Genomic DNA, 19029 nt, shown 5'->3' with positions numbered 1-19029 from the left:
CTTTTCAGGCTGAACGATTTTTTTTGCTGGCGACCGGCGCTTTTGCCATCCTGTCCTGCGGGTTGTTGATGGACATCGGGCAACTTTCCACGATTTTTACCATCACTCGCCAGCGACCCGGCAGCGGCCTGCGGCGCACTGCTGCTGCTGCCCTGTTGCAGCGCGGCCCTCTTTCCGGTTTTTTTCTGCTCAACGTTCTGTACTACGGCTTTCTGTTCAGTTCCATGCAATCTCAACTTCATGACCTGCCCCCGTCCAACATCCCGCGTAAAAAATTAATGAAAGTTATGTAGCGAGCTAAAGCCAAAGGTTCCCGGCAGTGGCAAAAAAAGTCTGCCTTAACCGCACAAAATGAGGAACCCCAGAGACGCTCGTCCCACTCACCCCTTGCAGCCGACGCTTCATGTTCTCGGGTAGTTAACCTTCAATAAGGGGAAAATCTATGTCAGGTCTGACACTTAACATTACTATCCCGAACTCGCTGGGGCATTTTCAGCCCGGAGAGAACAACGGGCTTTCCACCGGTAACAACACAAATTCCTCCCAGGGCCAGCAGCCCTTTGATCAACAAACCATTGAACAGATGGCTCAGCTGTTGGCGGAGCTGTTAAAGCCCCTGCTCTCCTCTCAGAGCGGAGATTCCTCCAGTGATGCTAATGGGACCAGTCCATTATCCGAACTGAGCAACACCGGTGGGATTAATGGTGCATCGGGCAACAGTCTGCTCTCCGGCTTGGGTGGTGCAGGTGGCCTGTCGGGCCAGAATGGCAGCGTCAGCGGCACATCGCAGGATGACAGCCAGTCTGTGCTTAATGATATGAGCAGCAACGGGCTGGATCAGAGCCTCAGTTCTGACGGTCAGGGCGGCGGTAATATCAGCGATAATCCGTTACTGAAAGCGTTACTGAAGCTTATCGCTCAGATGATGGACGGGCTGAACGGTCAGTTCGGGCAGCCGGACGGCAGTGACGATTCGTCTTCTTCTGGCGGCGGCACCTCGGGGGTGGATGGCTCGGGTGGAGGATCGGGCGGCAGCTCTCCTTTTAGCGGTACTTCACTTGCCGATGGCTCTGGCGGCGGTTCTTCTCTCGGCGGTGGCTCGCTGACCGGCGGCGCTGTCGGGGGTTCTTCTTTGGGCGGCGGTTCTTCTCTCGGCGGCGGATTCTCCCCCAGCACCTCACCGGTTTCCAGCGGTCAGGGTGGCACTTCGCTGCTTTCCGGCAATTCTGCGGTGGGTTCCACCACTCACACCCCGGTCAGCGATCAGGCCGATCCGCTGGGTAGCGCAGGCACCGGCGCGGCGCAGGATGTCGGTTTCCCGACCGCCAGCGCTAATCCTAATGTGGTACATGACACCATTGTGGTTCCAGCGGGCCAGGTATTTGATGGTAAAGGGCAGACCTTCACCGCCGGGAAAGAACTGGGCGATGGCAGCCAGTCCGAAAGCCAGAAACCGTTGTTCAAACTGGAAGACGGTGCCAGCCTGAAAAACGTGGTGATTGGTGATAACGGCGCAGATGGTATTCATCTGTATGGTGATGCCAAAATCGATAATCTGCATGTCACCAATGTTGGCGAGGATGCGATTACCGTGAAGGCCAATAAAGAGGGCAAGAAATCCAACGTTGAAATCAGCAACAGCACCTTCCAGAACGCTTCAGATAAGATTCTGCAACTAAATGCGGATACTGACCTGACCGTTAACAATGTGAAAGCGAAAGACTTTGGCACGTTCGTGCGTACTAACGGCGGTCAGCAGGGCGACTGGGATCTGAATCTGAGCCATATCAGCGCGCAGAACGGCAAGTTCTCCTTTGTGAAAAGCGACAGCGAAGGGCTGAAAGTCAATACCAATGATGTCTCTCTGGACAATGTTGAAAACCACTACAAGGTTCCGGCGTCCGCCAAACTGACAGCGGTGGCATCATGATGACCCCTCAACAGCAACGCCCGGTCACCCGCTGGGTGGACGTGGTGGAGAATCAGCAGCGACTTACCCCGGCGCAGTATCAGGCCTTTCAACTGGCGATTTCCCAGGTGAAAGAGCGACTGCATCAGGTGTTGAGTCGTCCGACGCCGCAACGCCAGGGCCGCTTTGAGCTGAGCGCGTTTGTTGACAGTCTGCACGCCGATTTTCTGCACGGTGAGCAAGGCACTGCCACGGACGTGGGCCAGACCGCGTGGTGGGTAACCCGTTATCTGGCCGACCGGCTGCTGGAGCTGCAACAGTTAGAACAGGCGCGCAGCAGGATGTAGTTGTGCCAGTGCGTCGGCCGGGAGCCGACGCACTGGCATTATTGATGCGCAAATAAAAAAGCACCGGGCGTTACTCCGGTGCTTTTTTTACAGCAAAAGTCAGGACCTCTGACTTTCTACCAATACTTTTTGCCTCTTTGCGCCGCCAGAAACTCGCCGGCACGCGCTATCTCCTGAAAGCGGAAGCCTTCAATTGAGGTGCTGTAAGCTTTGTTATAGGGCTGTGCATGCCAGGCCACATGGCGGTGCAGCAGTGTTTCGGCATGCAGGCCGCCTTTGTCCTTCGTGACAATCGAGTTCTGATGCTGACCATTCTCAACACGGGTTTTGGATTGCGTATGTTTGAGGAACTTCGGCGGAAGGTGTACTCATCATGGTGCTTAAAGGATTTCGGGCATTACTCAGTGCAAACATGGCACTGTCCCCACTCTGAGTCCTGCGTAATATCAGATATCATCTCGACTTTGGCCCCTTTAGGGCCGTTCTTTATGCCAACGCCCATAGATTCCATCATGTGGCCCAACGCTGAGGGACGGTGGCCTGGCCTCATCTGGACATCAAGCGCAACATGATGATCTGACATATGTCTGGAGGGAACGAAACCACCATTCTGTAAACTTCAGTGTCATCTCAAGCGTGTTCCCTTTCAAGCAGCAAAGTTGATTGGCATCCAGCGACAGTGAACCTGTCTCCAGACGTCTAACCAGTGCGCCCGGTAAATCTTGTATTATCATGACCGTCCTCCACGGGTTAGCCTGATGTAATGCCCGGAATCAACTGGAGCTTTACAGCCGTAACCCAATAAAGGAGGCGGACAGGCGTACCTGCCCGCCCTGCGACAACTTATGCCGCGCTCAGTTTGCCCAGTGCCATATTGTTGATGGCATCACCGGCCAGCATTGCATCAATACCCAGCGACGAACCGCCTGCACCGCGTGCCTGAAGGTTGGTGTTGCCGGTATCGCCCGCCATCGCACTTTTGATCATGCCTTTGGCTTTGCTGAACTGGTCCATGCTGGATGGCGTCATACCGTCATCATCCGGCTTGCTCAGTGCTTCTGCCCAGGATTTGGTGTCGGTTTTGGCTTCTGAACCGGCACTTTTCTGGTACTGAGGTTTACCGAAAGTTTCAGGATACTGGTCCATAAACTGACCAACTTCCTTCGCCATCCCACGATCTTCTTTGTTAACGAAAGAACGGGTGCTGCTGTCGCTGTGTGTACCGATGTTGTTCAGCGCTTCGATACCCGCCTTCATGCCGACACCGGTTCCCACCGCATTGCCCAACTGCTGGAAGTCAGCCGGACCGCTCAGGTTTTGCAGGCTCTTGCCGCCAAGACCGTTACCGCCACCCAGACCTGAACCACCACCCAGGCCCGTGCTGCCGCCGCCCAGACCCGAACCACCACCCAGACCGGTGCTACCGCCCAGACTGTTACCCAGGCTCTGACTCAGGCCACCACCCATCAGGGCAGTCAGTGCATCGGTAACGCCTTTGTTATAAGCATTTTGTTCATCCTGAGTTGGCTGGCTGCCGGTGCTGCTACCCGATGATGAGCCATCCTGATCGCCAAACATGCTTTGCATGATTTCAGCGAAGATTTTCATCAACTGTTCCATCGGGCTCATGCCAGAACTGGAGTCAGAACCAGAAGTAGAGCTGTCGCCATAGGAGGTTGGATCCAGACCCAGCGCCTGGTCCAGTGAAGAACCCAGCGTCGATCCGGTGTTGCCGCCCAGCGTTGAGCCTGCGGTGCCACCCAGCGTTGAGCCGAGCGAACCACCCAATGTCGCGCCCAAAGGACCACCCAGCGCGCCGCCAGCAACAGTGCCCAGACCACCGCCCAGCGTGCTGCCTAGTTCACCACCCGCAGCAGTACCCAGACCGCCGCCGAAACCACCGCCAAGACCGCCATTTGAACTGCTACCAGAGCCATTGCCCAGCAGGCTGCTCAGACCGCCGCCGCCCATGATGCTCATCATCATCATGCCGGTAAGCATACCTGCCAGCTGATTGATGGTGTCATTCTGGCTGTTACCGCCCAGACCCAGTGAAGAGTTCGAGCTTAAACCTGCATTCTGCAAACTTGTACCCAGCAACCCGTTGCTACCACTTGTACCACCGATGTTGATTTGCAACGTGGTCGCTCCCAGCGGACTCGTATTCAGACTCATACCATCTTCCTCTGTGAATTAATGAAAATTTACCCTGCGGACGAAGCACCTGATGCGTGCCATGCCAAAGCCTCTATTGAGTGCCGTGACAGCGGTGGCGGTTCCTCTGCCATGCGAAAAAATAAGCGATGGCACAGGGGCAGGAACTGCCCGCAAATCATTGATGTGTTTCCGTAAGATAAAGCTGACCCACGCATCAGTGCGGACCTGGGGTGGGTAAATGGCGCTGAAACTGCGGCAGGATCCGCGTGGCTGCGTGATTATCTGAATGATTTTTATATCATTACCCTGGTACTTCTCTGTCGCCTTTTCAGCGTGGTGTCGCTGGGGTTATTCTTTGCCGGATTACCCGATGTCAGGCGTTCCGTACAGGGATGCGGCCATATTGTCAGGCAGCGCCATCACCCATTTTGCCCCTGCTGCGATGACTTGCGGCACCACATGCTGCCTGCGACGGTCAAAAATAAAATTTTCTTGCTTTTTCAATTTAAAAAAACAGGGCTGTCCCTTGTCCCGGGACAAGGGACAGGGCACTGAGGGGAAATATGAAAGGCCAGGACATTTTATTGTTGTTAAAACTGATGTCGCTTGAGCGTCATGAAAAAACGCTGAGCGGAAACGAAGAGTTGAGGCCACTACCGGAAACATGGCAGGACTGGGAGATCACCGAAGAAGAGGAATTGAAGCAAAAAGGCATTGTCGAATTCAGTGAAATTGCGGCTTATCACGAATGAAAAGTTATTTCGTTCAGGTGAGCTAATTACCGTATGGCCTGATTAAAGAGCAAAGAGCAAAGAGCAAAAAGCAAAAAGCAAAAAGTGTAGCGGTATCAGGCGCAGCTGTTAAGCATACCTCCGTCTTGCCTGCAAACATCCACCACCTGTTCACATTCATTGCCAGCGGCAGCATGATTAACCAAGGGCGGCTCATGGTCTGGCAATCACAAAAGGCAGCAAATCAATTTCCTGACCATGAACTCTTTTTCTGTTTTCGCCACTCATTTGCAGATGGAGCAAACGTACAGGTGAAACATGAGCACGCTTTTTTACGACACGCTACTACGCAATTTCAGCCATAAACTGGGCATCCCGCCCCTCAAGCCGGACAAACGAGGCGCCTGTAGCCTGATTATTGATGAAGATATTCCCCTCCATATACAACAGGATATCGCGAGTCAGCGTGTGCTGCTGATCGCCTTGCTGGGAGATGTGCAGGATCATCTGCCGCAACCTTTGCTGGAGGCCAATCTTACTGCAATACGCGATAACAAGCCGGTGATTGCCGCCGATCCTCGTGCCAGCCAGTATTACGCCAGCCATATGCTCGAACAGAGCAGCCTGACTGCCGATCTGCTGGCGCTCAGAGTCGGTGAGCTGGCGGAACATATTCGATTCTGGCGTAACGCCAGCCAAGTTAAATAAGGAAGAGACAATGCAGCCAATTATCAATCGTTTTACCAATACTCAGCAGTTACAGTCATCTTCTGTTGATGTCAAAAAACTCCTCGATCACGGCTCGCTGGAAGTGAATGGGAAGACTTATCGCATCAGCGCAGCGGAAGGCTCGAAAATTAATGTTGAAATGGCCACTAAAGCTAAAGGCTTTTTCAATGCGGTCGAAAATATGATGGGCTCCTCCGGAGAAAGCAAAGCCATCGCGCAGATACTGGAAAGTAAACCGCGTCTAGTGCGCTCGAATGCTCTGCATATGTACGATAAGGGCGATCTGACCGCTGGGCCGTCTGGTCATGCAGGCCGGGCAGAGAGCAGCACAGAAAGCAGCAAAATGCCCGCTGACAATTCGCAACAGCAACTGCAAAAGTGGGCAAAACAGGCGCACAAGATGAGCCATCCCAGCGACCGTGATATTTACAAGCTTTATAAGTCTGATAAGCCGAACTTGCCGAAGGTTGGAACGGAAGAGGGGAAAGCCATGCTCCGCCGTGCCGTACGGCTTAGTAACGTTGATGGGGTAGGCGTTTTTCCACAGAAGATCGGGTCGATCCCTAAGGTTCAGATGAAAGCATATCTGCAAAATAGTCCGCTGGCCGAGAAGGATTTTATTATGTTCCGGCGTAACAACGTTAGCGACGCTGATCCCCACGTCAGCAGAATTACGCTTAGTGTTCATCCGCAACATGCCGGGCAACTGCCAGAGATGCTACACGGGTTAGTCCGTGACAAAGATTACCTGCATACGGCTAAAATCGCGCATCCCTCTTTTTTTGGTCAGGACACCGACAGCGTCATCCTTTATCTCAACGGTCATCTTGGTGAAGCTCTCAATCTGGCTAATGAAATTCAGAAAAAGCTGCCGCGAGACGCGATGGTTAATCACAATCCTGCCGGAATGTATCGAATGTCAAAAGGCTTTTCCTATGCTGAAAGCTCGGAAAATGATGTGTCCAGTTATGGTATGTCACGCGCAGCAATCATTGACAGTGCACTGACAGATAAAACGCAGGGTAATTTTGAAAAACGTCTTGATTTCCAGCTGGCAGCCAAAGGCTATGATCCTAAGCATCCGGCGTTTATCAAAGACTCGCCCAGCCTGGACATCATTAAATAAGCCTGTTAATGGGGTTTAAGAACGGACGGTATTAAAATCGGTTTCTGACACCCCTTAACGTGATTTTTTACATTACTGACCGTAACCCCTACTCCAGTCGTCATTATCTGCATCACCAGGGGATAGTTTGCTGGTTACCTACAACAACGAAGAACACCGCACGGATTCTCATGCGCGTATTGAGGACTGGCTGCGACACCCTCAGATGCATCTGGCCCTCGCGTCTGAACAGGCCTTTCGCCTCGGCACAAGGCCCGTCACCGCCGGTATTGTCCAACAGATTTGTCGCGCGCTATTGACGATTCAGAACCGACCGTGTGCCGTTGACGCTGATGATGCCGCCGAAGCGCCTTGATTCCTCGATTGTTATTTTTCCAAAAGGGAAAAGGTCCCTGTTAAGGTGCTGGACAATCGGACCATACCTGACACTTTGTTAAATCCTCACGATTAAAACACACCTCAACCCGCCAGCTCGATGCCCGCCAGATTAAACAACTGCGCTATTTGCTGCCTCTCATCTGCGAACTCTTCATCAGGTCTCCGCCAACAGAGCTACAATGCCAGGCCGTGCATAAGGTGGCGGTATGGCCGATCACAAAAATACCGACCTGTGCACAAAGAAGATAAAATACAACGACTTTAATTCGTCGTTCACTACATTGATCATTTACAGGCTGTTCTTGGTTGATTTTGTTTATAACGGATATACGAAAAGTGAACGCCCAATGCTGGCCGGCTCAAATAATGATATTAAAGAATTAATTTTGCACATAAAAATTTCACCTGTATTGCTGAGTGATGAACCGGGAAGAAACAGGATTAGCTACTTGGAGGGAATGAAATGAAGAAGGTATTAATTATATATTTATTTTCCTTTGCTGTTTCTGCCCGGGAAGAATGTAATACTATCACAAGCAGCGACCAGGCTTATCTTTGTTCTTTTCAAAAGAAAGATGAAATTTCTGCCAGATTAAATAAAGAATATCACCTTTATATAAATGAGATTAAAAAGAGTTATTTCTCAGACGTAAAACTGGGTAATAAGTTAGTAGATAAGGTTCACCTGGCGCAATCTGAATGGATGGCATATATGAACGCATCATGTGATATTTATGCGTTTTAGATTGGAGAAAACAGCAAATCACACACGCTGGCAATTAATCATTGCGTATCAGAAATGTCAGAAAAAAGAATAAAGGAAATAGCCAAAATGATTGAAAATATCTGAGCATGATTAAAACGCGCCTTAACCCGCCAACTCGATGCCCGCCAGATTAAACAACTGCGCTATTTGCTGCCTGTCGTCTGTGGATTCGTCATCAAGTTGCCGCCAGCAGGAGAGATTCCGGTCAGCGTTAACACAGAGGTAGCAGCCATCATAACGCTCAGGCAGCTGCGCCCGACGGCGCAGCAGGCGTTGAAAAAGTCCGGACGGCAGGTGGGTCGGTTGCAGGTTGAGCATCACTTCCCGTCCACGCTCACCACACAACACCAGCAGCTCCACCCCCTGTTGCACCGGCCAGCGACAGTTCTGGCGCAGTTGCAACAGGCTGAGCAGGGCCGCTAACGAGCCGACCTGCGGGCACGAATTACTCATTCACCGTGACCTGAGTAAAATCGGCCACGCCATTACGTAACTCAGGCTGCCACCAGATAACCAGCTGATGGGAAGCAGACTGTGGGCGGCAGTCCACGGAAGTACAGGACAATCCGTTATCCTGACGTTTGGCACAGCCGGTAAGCAGCAGCGCCAGACCCAGCAGGACGAAAGAGGCTTTTTTCATGATGTTCCTCTGCTCAGCGGCTGATTAAAGATTGACGTGATTCAGTCAACACGCGGTTTGGATTAAGTGCCATATACACCTCTGCCGACTGGCCCGGAGCCAGTGAACTGCGCGGCCATACCGCCACCGCCATCGTTCGTTTGCTGGCACAGTTGGACTCGTCAAAGCGCAACGGTTTGTTAGTGATATTGCGCACCACACCCACGCTCAGCTGCACGTTACCGTTGGCCCCGGTGTACCACTGCGCACGGGAGTTATCGAACAGCAGGCCCGGCACTTTCTGGCAGACTTCACTTAAACGCGGCCCGTACAGCTGCGACTGGAAACCGGCAGGCGTCTGGCGTTCGGCCAGGTCGCGCATGGCGTTCTCCACCACGTCGTGCAGATTGACATTGCTGTGACGGCGCTCGACACGCTCCATTGCATCGCTCAGCTGCTGACGATTATCGGCAGTCACATAGCGCGTTGGATCGGTCTGATCGCCAATCAGACGCGGCGTCAGAATAAATAAGCGCTGACGCTGGGAAATCTCATGGCGGGTCGAGGTAAAGAGTTTGCCGATCCACGGAATATCGCCCAACAACGGAATGCGCTGGCTACGATCGCCGCTCTCTTCCACATGGAAGCCACCCAGTACCAGCGCACGGTTTTCGCTGATCAGCGCCTGGGTGCTGACCGTGCCGCGTTTCACGCCGGTGGCCTGACCGTCGCTGTTAGTTTCCACATGACCATCTTCAATATCGATCATCAGCTGAATACTGTTGTGCCCGCTGCTTCCCACCGCGCGCGGCGTGACCTGAAGACTGGTGCCCGCCGTCACCGGCTGAATATCCGCCACGCGCTCACCGGTGGCGGTGATGTAAGCGGTCTGGCTGAAGTCAATCACCGCCGGCTGGTTTTCCAGCGTCAGCACCGAGGGATTCGCCACAATCGATGCGTTACCGTCCCCTTCCAGCGCCTGAATATCGGCAAAGAAGCGTTTGAAATCGCTGACAAACAGCGTGCCGCTGCCGGACATCAGCGAGGTGCCGCCGGTAACGCCACCCAGCGTCGCCTGCCAGTTCGCCTCCAGACGGTTCAGTGCGGTACGGTCGATATCAAGGATTACCGCATCGATTTCCACCAGATTCTGCGGCACGTCGATTTTGGCAATCAGCTGAGCATATTCATCGCGACGCTTGTCATCATCACGGATCAACAGCGCATTGTTACGCACGTCCGCCGAGATGCGACCGCTGAGATCGTCAATGCTGCTGCCCCCGCTGTCCCGGTCAGACGGGCGGCTGGTACCGTTGGTACGGCTGGAAAGGCGCGCCAGCAGTGACTGGGTGTTCTGCATCATTACGTTGTTGTCAGGCACGCCGATACTGCCCTCAACGCCGCTGGCGCTGGTCGGTGCCGCCCGCTTGCCGTTCATCAGCTCGTTGAGCATGGTGGCCACACCGGGGATCACCAGCGTCTGATCGCGGTAATGAATGGTCCTGTCGGCCACCGAGGCATATTTCAGTGGGAAGGTCATCACTTTACGCCGATCTTCTTTTTTCTCGCGCTGCTGACTGAAGCGCTTGACCAGCTCAATATACTGCGGCGGTCCGGTGACCAGCACCACACCGTCATCCGGCAGCTCTCCCCAGCCAAAACGCGGGTCCAGCAGGCCGATGCCGCTCAGCGCCTGCTTGATATCAGGGGCAGCATCCGGCGAGATCTCCAGACGTTCTGAGCTTTGCTCATCCTGGGCACTGACATACAGGGTGTTGTTGTAGACGAACCACTGAAAACGGTGTTCCAGCGCCAGACGATCCAGAAAGGCGCTGGCGTTATCGGCGCGGATCTTGCCATTGACTTCGGTATCTTCGACGTTGCCCAACTGTAAATCGACACCGTGCCCGCTGGCAAAATCCTGGAGTACGGTGGATAACGGCGTGTGGTCGGCAGAATAGGCGTAGGACTGTTCTTTCCAGTCGGAGGGGGCCTGTGCCCCAGCCTGATGGGATACGCACAGCATTAATAACGCGCCCAGCAAAAGCCCGCGCGATTTACTCTTATCAACCATGGTTTCCCCTTGGTAAAAATGCCAGGCTGTGCAAGGGCACTGCGCCATGGGTTGCTGCTTTTTTTCGCTGCTGTTGCAGCATGGTTTGCCAGACGTCACGCTGATTCAGCAATGACTCCAGCTGTTCACACACCGCATCAGCATCAGCCTCGCGGAGGCTTAACACCAGGACAAGACTATTATCCTGTAAAGCAAGCGCAGCGGCATCGCGACCGAAATATCGCAGCGCCGGGGCTGACAGCTGTAAAGCTCGAGCCAGAAAGGCCTCATCCAGCGGCGCAGTGACCGTCAGTTCGGCCAGTGCAAACAGCTGCCCTCCCCGTTGCTGCAACCAGAGGGTGCCCTCATCCACCACTAACCGCTGGTCTTCGCCAGGATTGTCCAGCCAGCGTTGCGCCCACTGCTGCAATTCAGTTGATCTCGTTAATGATGGCTTTAGCCAGCCCGTGCTTTACCGTCAGCTCCTGGCTGGCTGCCCAGCTGGCGTTGGACAATCCCATGCTTGCCTCAAAAAAAGCGAAACTGTCGGCCTGACTGTATCCCTCACTGGCATTCATGGTGGCATCGTCGAGTTGGTTTTGCGCCCGGTCAAACTGGCTGTCCAGACGGTGTTGCAGCGCACTGAGTGATGACATAGTTAAACTCTCTTATTGAGTGGACCTGTCATTGAGTGGCGTGGCGCGCGTGCGGGTTCCGTGGTGAAGCGAAGATTTTTACAGCGAGGGTGACTCGCTTTGAGGCGGGAGCAACTGGCGTACTGCCTGCTGCCAGTCGAGGTGTAATTCACCCTGCGCGGTGACCAGTTTCAGGCTGTCAGCGGCAAGGGTTTCATCCGGTTGCAGTTGCCAGCTGAGGTGGGAATGCGTGGCTAACCAGTCAGCAATCGGCTGTTGTTGTGACGGGTGACAGCAGAGGCTGGCCTGCTCCGCCTGCATTTTGTCGCGCAGCAGCTGCCGTAACAGCGCGCTGAGCCGCTGGGGTTCGGGCACCTCGGTCAGAAGCTGTCCCAGCGCCTGCGCCAGCACGCCGTCCATCACCGCCAGTACCTCTGATTCAATCTGCTGTTGCTGCTGCCGCCAGTCCGCTAAAAGGCTGTCGGCCTGCTGCCAGAAATCCTGTTCAGCGCGTTGCTGTGCGCGCAGCTTACAGGCTTCCGCCTCCTGTTCGGCGGCGACGAGGATCGCCTCTGCCTGCTGCTGTGCCTGCCGCAGAATATCCTCGCCCTGCTGCTGTATCACCAGCATGGCCTGCGAAATCACCGGGGCCAAATCGTCAGCGCCATTCAGCAGGGTGATTCTTTTGCGCGTCAACATAGTGGCTCCTGTGAGGCATACCATAAAACCGCCTGCCAGAGCGGTAACAGACGCGGCGGGAAGGCGTCAGGCTGTGTAAGCGATTCCATCCTGCGCACCTGCTCCGCCGGGAAAGCCAGCCGCATTCGCGGCCAGCAACCCGGACCGGCGCGTAAACGCAGCAGCCACAGGCCGTTAATATCGCCGTCGTTAACCGGTAAACCTTCGGCTTCCGTCAGCCAGAGTCCTGGGCGCATCGCCTGAGCGATACGGCGGCACCAGCGTTGTTGCTCCGGCAACAGCAGCTCCTGGGTACAATCCCGCCAGCACACTTCTGCCGCCAGCCGCAGTGCCAGCTGGCGCTGTGCCTCCGGAAGATCCCGCCACGCCAGCAGTTCGTTGTCCGGCGCACTGACCACCGGACTCAGTTGCAGCTGCTGACAGATAACAGGATGGTGAGTCCGGGCCAGCGCCGCCAGGCGGGTATCATCCAGTTGATAAAATTCTGCCTGACGCCAGCTGGCATCGGCGCTCAGCCAGCATTCGATGCACCACCAGCGCAGCCAGCGCAGGGCGGCTTCATCGGCCGGAGGCATCTCTCTCACCCTGCGCTTCCGACTGCGGCTTTTTGCCCTGACGAAGGCGTTTCAGATGCGGCCAGCCGAACACCCCGGCCACCACCAGCAGGATCAGCCCGCTAATCATGCCGCTCAGCCAGCTCAGTTGGGCAGAGCGCTCTGGCGTAACTATAAACGGGCCGAAAGAGACTTCCGGCGGCTTGTCCTGATAGGTTTCAGCCGGAACAAAGACAATCGCCAGATCTTTGTCCGCCCGTCCTGCCAGTCCGGGCAGGCTGCTGGCGACCATCTGCCGGATACGAGGCTCGATCACATCGGGATCGAGGTCCGGACGGTATTTAATAAACACTGCCGCACTGGCTGGTTGCACCGGCTCACCGGGCGCGACGCGCTCCGGCAACACCACATGCACCCTAGCAACAATCACCCCGTCAATCTGACTGAGGGTGGCTTCCACTTCCTGCGACAGGGCGTAAATATAGCGTGCCCGCTCTTCCAGAGGCGTGGAGATAACACCGTTTTTCTGGAACACTTCGCCCAGATTGGTGCGCGCCGGACGTGGCAGACCAGCAGCGTCTAGAATATGCACGGCGCGGTTTAATTCAGCGGCATCCACCAGCACAATGATCCCGTCTTTGTTAGTGCGTTTTTCAGCCTGGATGTGATAACGCCCCAGTTCTGCCGCAACTTCGTTGGCGTCGTTTTCTGTCAGGCCGTGATTCAACTCGACCAGGTCATTACAGCCGAGCAACAGGAATACCGGCAGTAAGAGCAGTAACTTGAAAGATAATTTAGCCATAGGGGGTTACTGCAAGTTGGTCAGTTTTTCCAGACTCTGGACGCCTTTGCCAACCAGTTTTGCGTTGAGCAGGCTTTCCAGATAGTAGGAGGACAACGTACGGTTAGCATCCATCACAGTGCGGGAATCCAGACTGCGTGACGCTTTCGCCAGTGCCCTGTCAGCCTGATTAGACTGGCCGCTGGCCGCCTCCGTCAGACTGGTGAGTTTGTTAATCCAGGATTGGTTGTCCTGGGTGTCCGCCTTTTTTTCAGGCACCTGTAATGCTGCGCTGAACCAGGAAGCATCTGCCGTGTTGCCGGCGGCAACGGAACTGAGGTCATTATCCCCGTTACTGATGGATAAAGAGGGGGCGTTTCCGCTATTGATTTTCATGGCTCGTCCTCATCGCCAGCAAAAAAAACCGGGCGAAGGTGCTATACCTGACGCCCGGTCACAAATCAGAACTGAATGGCTTTCGCGGCGTTGTGACCAGAGTTGATCTCTTTAGTCGCGGAGTCCATTTTTCCATCCAGGATGGAGTTCTGAGTATCCAGCTTCATTTTCTGTGCCTGGGCAGTAGCAGACTGAGTCAGTGAATCACTCATTGCTGATTCCAGAGTTTTTGATGCAGAGTTGCTGGCGCTAGTCAGTGAACTTCCGCCGAGGGTGGTAAGGCTGCTAAGAAGACCGCTCATATTAATCTCTCCAATTGTTTAGGTGTTTTGTGCCCTGGAACATCACACAATGTTCGTATATTAAGTGGAGAGACGTCTGTATCGGTTCCAGGCTGGTGCCAGTTTTTTTCATTTTTTTGTTTTTTTTCACGGCCTGCGTTGGAGGTGCAGTCTGGCGCCATTTCCCCGCAGACTGGGGAGCGCACACGTTTGCTTATACGGGGATTTTCCGCCGACCCGGAGCGTTCCGGGCCGATGGAACAGGAGGTTACTGGACGATAATTCGGTTGCTCGCGACGTTGAGTAGTTTGATGCGGTGATAGAGCGTGCGTAATGGCATCCCCAGCTCCTGGGCTGCATCATCAATGCTGTGACCATGGCGTACCAGACAGTCGTGGATCAGACTTTTTTCGATACGACGCATCATCTCTTTCAGCTGTGGCCGCTGCTGCTCGCCTTCACCGGGGAGGTTAAGCGGCGGTAATCCCAGCGCGAAACGCTCAGCGGCCGCTTTCAGCTCACGGATATTGCCCGGCCAGCTGTAGCTGAGCAGCGACTCGTAGTGATCCTGGGTCAGTTCCGGCGGGATGCATTGCAATGCACAGGCTGCTTTGTCGGTGAACTGCCGGAACAGCGGGATGATCATTTCAATACGTGAACGCAGTGGCTGTAACTGAATATTGACCGTATTGAGGCGGAAGTAGAGGTCGCGGCGGAAGGTGCCCCGCTCAACCAGCGTGAGTAATGGCGTCTGGGTTGCGACGATAACCCGCATGTCCACCGGCGTAAAACGGGTGCCGCCCAGACGCTCAACGCCACGGTTTTCCAGTACGCGCAACATTTTGGCCTGTAACGACAGGGGCATACTGTCGATTTCATCAAGGAACAGAATGCCGTTATTCGCTTCTTCAACATAGCCTGCACGCGCCTGTCCTGCGCCGGTATAAGCACCGTTGTTGATACCAAAAAGCTCACTTTCCGCCAGCGTTTCCGGTATTGCCGCGCAGTTAACCGCAACCAGTTTTCCGGGGCAGCCAGAAAGTTGGTGAATTTTTCGTGCCAGAGTGTCTTTGCCGGTGCCGGTTTCCCCCTCCAGAACTAAATCAATTTTCAGCGGCGCAACGGTTTTAATCATCGCCGCCAGCGAATCGTGGATATCAATGGGTTGCTCTTCTGTCAAAGAGATGTGCTCCCCCTGTTCCGGCCATGACCGAAACGAGTGCTCATTATTCCTGGTATTCATAAAAAGTTACCCCTGCCCTATCCCTTATTTTATTTAACGTCACTCACATGCACAGCAATGTTACAGTTATTGTATCGGTAACAATTAATTACAATTGCGACCTTATTATTTACTGTCAGCTTACACTGCCAGATAAGAATGGCCCACGCTAACGTTAAGAAACCATCATCATATGCTGAAGATTAAGTAAGGGATTTTCGGGGTTGTGGGTAGGGATCTCCTTACTTCTGGTCAGTAAAATGGTAGCGGTTACACACTGCAGCCATTTTATTGATATGAAAAATAAGGAGATTTTTTTGGCAATTCTGAAGAGAATGAATAACTACGACGGGTACTACCAGATAGTAATATAGGAGCAATCCTACGCGATCAGCCGGTGGCTAATCGCATATTTCACGATATCGGCATTGGTGGTGAACATCATTTTGTCCATTAAGCGCGATTTATGGGTACTGACGGTTTTGTTGCTGATGGCCAGCGCCTCAGCGATGTGGTTCACCCCTTCGCCGCGTGCCAGCATCAACATAATCTGCATCTCGCGCGCCGTCAGGCGCTCGTGCAGCACTTCGCCTGCCTGGGTGTATTCATCAAAGACAATCTGCTCGGCCAGCACATGGTCGATAAAACGCTGTCCACGCGCCACGCGATGGATGGCCGCCAGCAGCGTCTCCGGATCATTGTCTTTGGTGATATAGCCCAGCGCGCCGCATTTCAGTACCCGGCGCGCAATTTGTGGTTCGCTGTACATAGTCAGAATTAAAATGGGCAGCTTAGGATATTGCAGGTGGATACGGGTGATCAAATCCTCACCACATAATCCAGGCATACTCATGTCCAGCAGCAGTAAATCAACCTGCTCACTGCGCAGGCCTTCCATCACCTGCGTGCCATTGCCCGCTTCAGCCACCACCACCAGACGTTCGTCCAGCGAAAATATTTGTTTCAGCCCCTCACGCATGATGACATGGTCATCCACTACCATCAGGCGAATATTATTATCCATTGTACGATTCCAAATCCTCAATATTAGTGGTCACCTGGTTCAGTGGAATAGTCAGCGTTACCCTCGTCCCCACGGATGGGTGACTCTCAATTTCCACATTGCCCCCCAACATCCGGCCCCGTTCTCTCATACCCATCAGGCCAAACGCATTGTCTTTACGCTGGTCGCAGTCAAAACCACGACCGTTGTCACGAACCGTCAACACCACGGAATTCGTGTGGCGAACAATCAGGATGATCACCTCGCTGGCCTGCGCGTGACGCGAAATGTTGGTCAGGGATTCCTGTGCCACACGAAAGGCCGCCGTAGCCTGCTCGTCATTCAGCCTTACTTCCTCTTCCGGAGCGATAAGCCTGCAGCAGCAGCCCATATGGCGGCTGATAAACTCATCACGCAGCCACTCCAGCGCCGGGGTCAGTCCCATATCCAGCACGTTTGGCCGCAGCCGCGTAGCAACGTTACGCACCACCTGAATGGTTTTATCCGCCAGCCCCATCAGATGCACCACCCGCTCATGCAGCAGAGGATTGTCCTTGCTGAACTGAATACGCAGCAGTGAAATGCCCATCCTCAGCGAGGTCAGATGTTGTCCCAGCTCATCATGGATCTCACGCGCAATGCGCTTACGTTCCTCTTCGCGGGAGACTTCACGCTGTCTGGCGAGCAGCCGCAGACGCATATGCGAATCTTCCAGCTTCTTCTCGGCATAATGAATTGCGGTGATATCGCGGCCAACCACCATCACCGACACCAGATTGCCGTGCTGGTCAAATTCAGGCACACAACGGGTATGGTTGATAACGGTTCCGCCAGTAAGTGGACTGTCGGACTCAACCAGTTCCCCCTCGGCCTCAATTTGCGTACTGACCACCTCTTTAATCAGACGTTCGATATGTCCGACACAGGAGAGATCCCCCAGCAGTTCACGCAGGCTGCGCCCACGTAACTCTTCAGCCGACAGATGCAGATGACGCAATGCGGCCGGATTGGCGTACTGACATTTCAAATCGGTGTCAAAACGCACCACCATATCGGGTGAGTTCTCCACCAGGACGCGGAATTCCTGTTCCCGTACATGAGCCATCTGCTCAAGATGTTTTCGCTCTCTGATATCCTTTACCACGCACATGCTGTAATTGCTCTCTTCATAAACAAAAGGATTGGAACTGACCTCAACCGCGATCATCTCGCCTTGTTTGCTTTTGTGATAGGTTTCGAAGGTGAATGATCTGCCGCCGCTCTGTTCCCGCACCCGCTTCCACATGGCGAAGATATCGTCGATGGTCCATGCCGGATCAATATCGGAGACGGTCATATTCAGCAATTCTTCGTTGCTGTAGCCAAGCATGCGGCACGATTCATCATTGACGTAAAAGAAGCGGGTTTCACTGTCTATCAGGTAGACCGCGTCTCGTACCATGTTCAGTGCAAACTCGACCAATTTGAGCGGTTCATCACTGGTTTTTAAATGTCGCTCGGAAAATTGCATCTCGTCTCCTTTAAGTAAACATCGTTTACCCGTACTGGCGGCACATCTGCACGCAGGCAGAGTGACATCGAGTGAGTGTCCGGACAGCACAACAGGACACGCTGCAAATCACTTTACGAATTAGTGGATTTTTCGTCCATCCTGCTTTCAGGAAAATACTGACTGTTTTAACGATACGCGCACCCGCGACAGGCGCGAACGTACCGTACCAATGGGAATGTTCAAATCTTCGGCGATATCCTGATAGCTGCCGTCCTTCTCCACCAGCATACTCAGCAGGTGGCGGGTATCTTCCGGCAATACGGCAATCGAATTCAGCGTGGAGTTCAGGATGCGTTGATGTTCGGTGATCTGGCTGGGATCGTCGCCATGCGCCAGCACAATATCATCTTCCAGCTCGTCATAGCGCGGGCGGCCGGATTGCATCCGGAAATGGTTGCGCACTAAATTCAGGGCAATGCCAAACACCCAGGTTTCTGGCCGCGAGGCACCGGCAAACTTGTCACGATTACGAAACACTTCCAGCCAGGTCATCTGTACCAGATCTTCTGCATCTTCCCGGTGGGAAACACGCTTGCGGATAAAATGGTGTACGCGTCGGCCATGCTCACGAAAAATCCGCTCCCAGTCGATGTTCATCGGAACAACATTATTTACTGACAACTGTTCGGTGTTCTGCAAGTGAATTTCTGACATAACAAGCTCCGTTACTTTACCCATTGATGCCCCAGCGGCTCAATGGCTATAGCAAGGCCTGTGCCAGGCGAAAATAATTTATAATTAATTGAAATTATTGAATTATTTATTTTCACCCTGTCATTTTCTGGCAATTTCTTGCCAGGGGTGTCGGGGGGAATTTGCAACTCTTTGCAAAGCCCGGTTTGGACTTTTTAAGAAGGCAAAATCATCAGGGAACCGCAGCGCCAATCACGCCACACACTTGCAACAACTCTCATATTTGAGGTTCGCCAGGATGAAAATTGCTCCCGTTATACCCGGCATTCAACCGACGCTGCCGGTAACCGCCAGCGTGGTGGATGATGTTCTGCCGCCGGTCAGTATTGCGCCCTCATCGGCGGGTGCATCATCACGTATGCCCACCTCTCCGCTGGAGGACTCGATGGAAGAAGTCT

The 19029-nt window shown here is 53.7% G+C and carries 24 protein-coding genes and 1 pseudogene; 8 read left to right on the top strand and 17 right to left on the bottom strand.

The genetic code is table 11. The annotated features are described in order from the left end of the window. Positions 1-23: 23 nt before the first annotated feature. The 3 genes from CBW22_RS26880 (at position 24) to CBW22_RS25255 (ending at position 2256) form a co-directional block, all read left to right on the top strand. Positions 24-293, top strand: coding sequence for a hypothetical protein (locus CBW22_RS26880; RefSeq protein ID WP_254919575.1), 270 nt, complete (start codon positions 24-26; stop codon positions 291-293). A 149-nt stretch (positions 294-442) separates the two neighbouring features. Continuing rightward, positions 443-1930 carry a pectate lyase gene (locus tag CBW22_RS25260; RefSeq protein WP_088518191.1) on the top strand — a complete coding sequence of 496 codons (1488 nt, stop codon included), beginning with the start codon at positions 443-445 and terminating at the stop codon, positions 1928-1930. Beyond that, positions 1927-2256: a DNA-binding protein gene (locus CBW22_RS25255; RefSeq protein ID WP_088518190.1), complete on the top strand. Its 330-nt coding sequence runs from the start codon at positions 1927-1929 to the stop codon at positions 2254-2256. Before CBW22_RS25260 ends, CBW22_RS25255 begins: the two co-directional genes overlap by 4 nt. A gap of 116 nt (positions 2257-2372) precedes the next feature. Here CBW22_RS25255 and CBW22_RS27075 read toward each other — a convergent pair. The 3 genes and pseudogenes from CBW22_RS27075 to CBW22_RS26455 all read right to left on the bottom strand — a co-directional run. Continuing rightward, positions 2373-2558: pseudogene (locus tag CBW22_RS27075) on the bottom strand (YopJ family acetyltransferase); the annotation flags it as partial. Between the two features lie 541 nt (positions 2559-3099). Next, entirely contained in the window at positions 3100-4431 is a 1332-nt protein-coding gene (locus CBW22_RS25250) for a harpin HrpZ family protein (RefSeq protein ID WP_088518189.1), read from the bottom strand. A gap of 345 nt (positions 4432-4776) precedes the next feature. Then, complete coding sequence (locus CBW22_RS26455; RefSeq protein ID WP_176428197.1) at positions 4777-4917, bottom strand: hypothetical protein; 141 nt, start codon at positions 4915-4917, stop codon at positions 4777-4779. A gap of 59 nt (positions 4918-4976) precedes the next feature. On the opposite strand from CBW22_RS26455, the gene CBW22_RS25245 reads away from it, so the two are divergent. From CBW22_RS25245 to CBW22_RS25220, 5 genes are all read left to right on the top strand, one after another. Then, a complete protein-coding gene (locus CBW22_RS25245) occupies positions 4977-5165 on the top strand; it encodes a hypothetical protein (RefSeq protein ID WP_141097386.1) in 189 nt (62 codons plus the stop codon). Positions 5166-5462: 297 nt separating this feature from the next. Beyond that, complete coding sequence (locus CBW22_RS25240; protein WP_088518188.1) at positions 5463-5852, top strand: CesT family type III secretion system chaperone; 390 nt, start codon at positions 5463-5465, stop codon at positions 5850-5852. 10 nt (positions 5853-5862) lie between these two features. After that, positions 5863-6999 carry a T3SS effector HopA1 family protein gene (locus CBW22_RS25235; RefSeq protein WP_088518187.1) on the top strand — a complete coding sequence of 379 codons (1137 nt, stop codon included), beginning with the start codon at positions 5863-5865 and terminating at the stop codon, positions 6997-6999. A gap of 584 nt (positions 7000-7583) precedes the next feature. Then, complete coding sequence (locus CBW22_RS25225; RefSeq protein ID WP_088518185.1) at positions 7584-7844, top strand: hypothetical protein; 261 nt, start codon at positions 7584-7586, stop codon at positions 7842-7844. Then, a complete protein-coding gene (locus CBW22_RS25220) occupies positions 7841-8122 on the top strand; it encodes a lysozyme inhibitor LprI family protein (RefSeq protein ID WP_088518184.1) in 282 nt (93 codons plus the stop codon). Before CBW22_RS25225 ends, CBW22_RS25220 begins: the two co-directional genes overlap by 4 nt. Positions 8123-8245: 123 nt before the next feature. On the opposite strand, the gene hrpV is transcribed toward CBW22_RS25220, so the two are convergent. The 14 genes from hrpV to CBW22_RS25150 form a co-directional block, all read right to left on the bottom strand. Then, on the bottom strand, positions 8246-8596 hold the full coding sequence (gene hrpV, locus CBW22_RS25215; protein WP_034936511.1) for an HrpV family type III secretion system protein: 351 nt from the start codon (positions 8594-8596) through the stop codon (positions 8246-8248). Next, positions 8589-8783 carry an HrpT family type III secretion system protein gene (gene hrpT / locus CBW22_RS25210; RefSeq protein ID WP_034936514.1) on the bottom strand — a complete coding sequence of 65 codons (195 nt, stop codon included), beginning with the start codon at positions 8781-8783 and terminating at the stop codon, positions 8589-8591. The genes hrpV and hrpT overlap by 8 nt, the downstream gene beginning before the upstream one ends. A 13-nt stretch (positions 8784-8796) precedes the next feature. Continuing rightward, the gene (gene sctC, locus CBW22_RS25205) at positions 8797-10836 is read right to left on the bottom strand and encodes a type III secretion system outer membrane ring subunit SctC (RefSeq protein WP_088518183.1); all 2040 of its coding nucleotides are present in this window, start codon (positions 10834-10836) and stop codon (positions 8797-8799) included. Further along, a complete protein-coding gene (locus tag CBW22_RS25200; protein ID WP_034936519.1) occupies positions 10829-11245 on the bottom strand; it encodes a type III secretion system chaperone in 417 nt (138 codons plus the stop codon). Before CBW22_RS25200 ends, sctC begins: the two co-directional genes overlap by 8 nt. 1 nt (position 11246) lies before the next feature. Next, on the bottom strand, positions 11247-11471 hold the full coding sequence (locus tag CBW22_RS25195) for a serine kinase (protein ID WP_034936520.1): 225 nt from the start codon (positions 11469-11471) through the stop codon (positions 11247-11249). A 78-nt stretch (positions 11472-11549) separates the two neighbouring features. Next, the gene (gene sctL / locus CBW22_RS25190) at positions 11550-12149 is read right to left on the bottom strand and encodes a type III secretion system stator protein SctL (protein ID WP_088518182.1); all 600 of its coding nucleotides are present in this window, start codon (positions 12147-12149) and stop codon (positions 11550-11552) included. Next, positions 12143-12733: a type III secretion system protein gene (locus tag CBW22_RS25185; RefSeq protein ID WP_088518181.1), complete on the bottom strand. Its 591-nt coding sequence runs from the start codon at positions 12731-12733 to the stop codon at positions 12143-12145. Before CBW22_RS25185 ends, sctL begins: the two co-directional genes overlap by 7 nt. Further along, on the bottom strand, positions 12708-13505 hold the full coding sequence (gene sctJ / locus CBW22_RS25180; RefSeq protein ID WP_088518180.1) for a type III secretion system inner membrane ring lipoprotein SctJ: 798 nt from the start codon (positions 13503-13505) through the stop codon (positions 12708-12710). The genes CBW22_RS25185 and sctJ overlap by 26 nt, the downstream gene beginning before the upstream one ends. 6 nt (positions 13506-13511) lie before the next feature. After that, a complete protein-coding gene (locus tag CBW22_RS25175) occupies positions 13512-13880 on the bottom strand; it encodes an EscI/YscI/HrpB family type III secretion system inner rod protein (protein WP_088518179.1) in 369 nt (122 codons plus the stop codon). A gap of 65 nt (positions 13881-13945) precedes the next feature. After that, positions 13946-14182: a hypothetical protein gene (locus CBW22_RS25170; protein ID WP_088518178.1), complete on the bottom strand. Its 237-nt coding sequence runs from the start codon at positions 14180-14182 to the stop codon at positions 13946-13948. Between the two features lie 247 nt (positions 14183-14429). Then, complete coding sequence (locus tag CBW22_RS25165) at positions 14430-15404, bottom strand: sigma 54-interacting transcriptional regulator (RefSeq protein ID WP_088518177.1); 975 nt, start codon at positions 15402-15404, stop codon at positions 14430-14432. 361 nt (positions 15405-15765) lie between these two features. Beyond that, positions 15766-16407, bottom strand: a complete 642-nt coding sequence (locus tag CBW22_RS25160; protein WP_034936534.1) for a response regulator — start codon at positions 16405-16407, stop codon at positions 15766-15768. After that, positions 16400-17896, bottom strand: a complete 1497-nt coding sequence (locus CBW22_RS25155) for a PAS domain-containing sensor histidine kinase (RefSeq protein WP_088518176.1) — start codon at positions 17894-17896, stop codon at positions 16400-16402. The genes CBW22_RS25160 and CBW22_RS25155 overlap by 8 nt, the downstream gene beginning before the upstream one ends. A gap of 147 nt (positions 17897-18043) precedes the next feature. Then, positions 18044-18592 carry an RNA polymerase sigma factor gene (locus CBW22_RS25150; RefSeq protein ID WP_088518175.1) on the bottom strand — a complete coding sequence of 183 codons (549 nt, stop codon included), beginning with the start codon at positions 18590-18592 and terminating at the stop codon, positions 18044-18046. Positions 18593-19029 lie beyond the last annotated feature (437 nt).

Source organism: Pantoea sp. VS1 (assembly GCF_002207995.1).
Taxonomy (GTDB): Bacteria; Pseudomonadota; Gammaproteobacteria; order Enterobacterales; family Enterobacteriaceae; genus Pantoea; species Pantoea dispersa.
This window is presented reverse-complemented; position numbering and strand designations above follow the sequence as displayed.

Bases quoted from the DNA above. Each gene is read 5' to 3' on its own strand.
- CBW22_RS25175 (WP_088518179.1), bottom strand. From the start codon at position 13,880: ATGAAAATCAATAGCGGAAACGCCCCCTCTTTATCCATCAGTAACGGG.
- CBW22_RS25150 (WP_088518175.1), bottom strand. From the start codon at position 18,592: ATGTCAGAAATTCACTTGCAGAACACCGAACAGTTGTCAGTAAATAAT.
- CBW22_RS25170 (WP_088518178.1), bottom strand. From the start codon at position 14,182: ATGAGCGGTCTTCTTAGCAGCCTTACCACCCTCGGCGGAAGTTCACTG.
- CBW22_RS25250 (WP_088518189.1), bottom strand. From the start codon at position 4,431: ATGAGTCTGAATACGAGTCCGCTGGGAGCGACCACGTTGCAAATCAAC.
- sctC (WP_088518183.1), bottom strand. From the start codon at position 10,836: ATGGTTGATAAGAGTAAATCGCGCGGGCTTTTGCTGGGCGCGTTATTA.
- CBW22_RS25225 (WP_088518185.1), top strand. From the start codon at position 7,584: ATGGCCGATCACAAAAATACCGACCTGTGCACAAAGAAGATAAAATAC.
- CBW22_RS25220 (WP_088518184.1), top strand. From the start codon at position 7,841: ATGAAGAAGGTATTAATTATATATTTATTTTCCTTTGCTGTTTCTGCC.
- CBW22_RS25240 (WP_088518188.1), top strand. From the start codon at position 5,463: ATGAGCACGCTTTTTTACGACACGCTACTACGCAATTTCAGCCATAAA.
- CBW22_RS25155 (WP_088518176.1), bottom strand. From the start codon at position 17,896: ATGCAATTTTCCGAGCGACATTTAAAAACCAGTGATGAACCGCTCAAA.
- CBW22_RS25260 (WP_088518191.1), top strand. From the start codon at position 443: ATGTCAGGTCTGACACTTAACATTACTATCCCGAACTCGCTGGGGCAT.
- hrpV (WP_034936511.1), bottom strand. From the start codon at position 8,596: ATGAGTAATTCGTGCCCGCAGGTCGGCTCGTTAGCGGCCCTGCTCAGC.
- CBW22_RS25165 (WP_088518177.1), bottom strand. From the start codon at position 15,404: ATGAATACCAGGAATAATGAGCACTCGTTTCGGTCATGGCCGGAACAG.
- CBW22_RS25235 (WP_088518187.1), top strand. From the start codon at position 5,863: ATGCAGCCAATTATCAATCGTTTTACCAATACTCAGCAGTTACAGTCA.
- CBW22_RS25195 (WP_034936520.1), bottom strand. From the start codon at position 11,471: ATGTCATCACTCAGTGCGCTGCAACACCGTCTGGACAGCCAGTTTGAC.
- sctL (WP_088518182.1), bottom strand. From the start codon at position 12,149: ATGTTGACGCGCAAAAGAATCACCCTGCTGAATGGCGCTGACGATTTG.
- CBW22_RS25245 (WP_141097386.1), top strand. From the start codon at position 4,977: ATGAAAGGCCAGGACATTTTATTGTTGTTAAAACTGATGTCGCTTGAG.
- CBW22_RS25160 (WP_034936534.1), bottom strand. From the start codon at position 16,407: ATGGATAATAATATTCGCCTGATGGTAGTGGATGACCATGTCATCATG.
- sctJ (WP_088518180.1), bottom strand. From the start codon at position 13,505: ATGGCTAAATTATCTTTCAAGTTACTGCTCTTACTGCCGGTATTCCTG.
- CBW22_RS25255 (WP_088518190.1), top strand. From the start codon at position 1,927: ATGATGACCCCTCAACAGCAACGCCCGGTCACCCGCTGGGTGGACGTG.
- hrpT (WP_034936514.1), bottom strand. From the start codon at position 8,783: ATGAAAAAAGCCTCTTTCGTCCTGCTGGGTCTGGCGCTGCTGCTTACC.